The sequence below is a fragment of the Ideonella sp. B508-1 genome (genome assembly GCF_000333615.1).
Lineage (GTDB): Bacteria > Pseudomonadota > Gammaproteobacteria > Burkholderiales > Burkholderiaceae_C > Ideonella.
The window spans coordinates 1-2,368 of the sequence record NZ_BADL01000087.1 but is presented as its reverse complement, the minus strand read 5'-3'; the positions used below and the strand labels follow the sequence as shown (position 1 = coordinate 2,368).

Sequence of the window (2,368 nt, the reverse complement as noted above, 5' to 3'; positions counted from 1 at the left end):
GGCACGGCCGAGGCCGTAACGGCGGCCACTTTCCGAACGGCCGCGGTGTACCAGGACTTCGGCCGCGCGTAATGGATTCGAAGCGCCCGGCCAAGTTCAGCAAGCTCGAGCGCGAGCAGTACGACGTGATGCTGGAGGAGCAGGCCTATCCCTTCGAGGAAAAGGCCATCGGCCTGCACGAGGCCAACGCCGCCCGGGCGCCGCAGGGCCTGTACGACCGCTGGGTGCGTCAGAGCTTCGACGCCCTGCGCTCGCTGCGCCCGGCCCGCTGGGCCAAGGCCGAGCGCGAGGCGCCCTGCGGGGCTGGCGCGGCCCTGACCCACCAGGGTCTGGCCGCCCGCCAGGACGGCAACTTCGTGGCCGCGGGACAGGCCTGGGCCCAGGCCCTGAAGACCGACAGCAGCTGCGCCGCCGCGGCCCTGAACCTGGGCGTGCTCAACGACCTCTACCTGGGCTCGCCCGAGGAGGCGCTGCGCTGGTACCAGCAGTACCAGACGCTGGCCGCCGCACAAGGCCTGGCCGCCGACGCCCAGGTCGGCAAATGGATCACCGAGGTGCAGCGCCGCCTGCCCAAGCCCGCCGCGCCCGCGGCCGCCCCTTCTGCTGCTGCGCAAGCCGCCCCGAAGGCTGCTTCCGCGCCCGCCAAGGAGACCACCCCATGACCTCGCATCCCTCGCTCACACTGGCTCTCGGCATCGGCCTGCTGTTGCCCCTGGCGATGCTGACCACCAGCGCCCGGGCCCAGGACCAGGCCGAGGTGGCGCCCAGCAAGATCATCGGCAACCGCGAGCTGCCCAAGGTCCTGTACTTCGTGCCCTGGAAGAAGCCGCTGACCGATCCGCTGGCCGGCAAGCCCCCGGCCAGCGTGCTCGACGAGGTGCTCTCGCCGATCGACCGCGAGGTCTTCCGCCGCAACGAACGCTTCACGGCCGCGGCCACCGCCGCATCGGCCCCCGCGCCCTGAACCTGCCCCCATTCTTCTTCGACCCTTTCCCCACGCATCGCGCCCCCGGAGTTCCCCGCCATGACCACCTTCGAATCCATCGTCAAGTTCTTCCAGGACTGCGGCCTGTTCATCATCCCCAGCCTGACCATCATGGCCATCGGGCTGAGCATCGCGATCGAGCGCTTCATCTTCCTGCGCCGCGCCCGCCGCGAGAACAGCGCCCTGTGGGCCCAGGTGCAACCCATGCTGCAGCAGGCCCAGTGGAAGGAGGTCTACAGCGTGGCCAGCAAGAGCGACGCCGCGCTGGGCAAGCTGGTGAGCAACGGCCTGCAGCGCCTGCAGAGCTCGCGCAAGCGCGAGGACATCGACGCCTCGATGGAGGAAGGCATGATGGAAATCGTGCCGCGGCTGGAGAAGCGCACCCACTACATCGCCACCTTCGCCAACGTCATCACGCTGGTGGGCCTGCTGGGCACCATCTCGGGCCTGATCAAGGCCTTCACGGCGGTGGCCCAGGTGAACCCGGCCGAGAAGGCCGAGCTGCTGTCGGGCTCCATCTCCATCGCCATGAACAACACCGCCTTCGCGCTGGGCGTGGCCATCCCCTTCCTGCTCATCCACGCCTTCCTGCAGGCCCGCACCGGCGAGATCGTCGACGGCCTGGAGGCCGCCAAGATCAGCTTCCTGAACCTGGTGCAGCGCCTGGCCCCCGAAGCCGGCAGCCGCTGAGCCGCCGGCCCGAGAAAGCGCAACATGCGAGTCCGACGCTTGCGCAAGACACCGGCGGCGCTGGAGGTCACGGCCTTCATCAACCTGATCGTGGTGCTCGTGCCCTTCCTGCTGTCCACCGCGGTGTTCACCCGGCTGGCGGTGCTGGAGCTGTCGCTGCCGGCGAAATCCGCCGGGGTGGAGCAGCTCAAGGTCGACCATCTGCAGCTCGAGGTGGTCATCCGCCCCGACGCCCTGGACGTGGGCGACCGCGTGGGCGGCCTGATCCAGCACATCCCGCACACGGCCCAGGGCCCCGACCTGAAGGCGCTCAATGCGCTGGTCATGCAGGTCAAGGCCAAGTACCCCGAGCAGAAGGACGCCACCATCCTGGCCCAGCCCGACACGCCCTATGAACTGCTGGTGAAGGTGATGGACGCCACCCGCGAGGGCCGCACCGCCCGCGAGGACGGCCAGGTCGTCAAGGCCGAGCTGTTCCCGGCCATCTCCATCGGCGACGCGCCGCGCGGCACCCCCGCCGCGGCCCACGGAGGCTGACGTGCCCACCCTCACGCCCCTGCAGAAACGGGCCGCCCGCAAGGCCCGCAACCACACCGATCTGGACATGAACCTCGTGTCCCTGATCGATGTGTTCACCATCCTGATCTTCTTCCTGCTGTCCAACTCATCCGAGGTGGACATCCTGCCCAGCAC

At 69.3% G+C, this 2,368-nt stretch carries 4 protein-coding genes; all 4 read left to right on the top strand.

Annotated features, from left to right (window positions below; translation table 11 throughout):
- Positions 1 to 71: 71 nt before the first annotated feature.
- The 4 genes from I73_RS30680 to I73_RS03820 are packed head-to-tail and all read left to right on the top strand — an operon-like array spanning position 72 to position 2,212.
- Complete coding sequence (locus tag I73_RS30680; protein ID WP_022979403.1) at positions 72 to 662, top strand: hypothetical protein; 591 nt, start codon at positions 72 to 74, stop codon at positions 660 to 662.
- Positions 659 to 964, top strand: a complete 306-nt coding sequence (locus tag I73_RS03830) for a hypothetical protein (RefSeq protein WP_022979402.1) — start codon at positions 659 to 661, stop codon at positions 962 to 964. Before I73_RS30680 ends, I73_RS03830 begins: the two co-directional genes overlap by 4 nt.
- 60 nt (positions 965 to 1,024) lie before the next feature.
- A complete protein-coding gene (locus tag I73_RS03825; RefSeq protein ID WP_022979401.1) occupies positions 1,025 to 1,675 on the top strand; it encodes a MotA/TolQ/ExbB proton channel family protein in 651 nt (216 codons plus the stop codon).
- 24 nt (positions 1,676 to 1,699) lie between these two features.
- Positions 1,700 to 2,212 (top strand): biopolymer transporter ExbD, encoded by a 513-nt coding sequence (locus I73_RS03820; RefSeq protein WP_022979400.1) that lies wholly within the window; start codon positions 1,700 to 1,702, stop codon positions 2,210 to 2,212.
- Positions 2,213 to 2,368 lie beyond the last annotated feature (156 nt).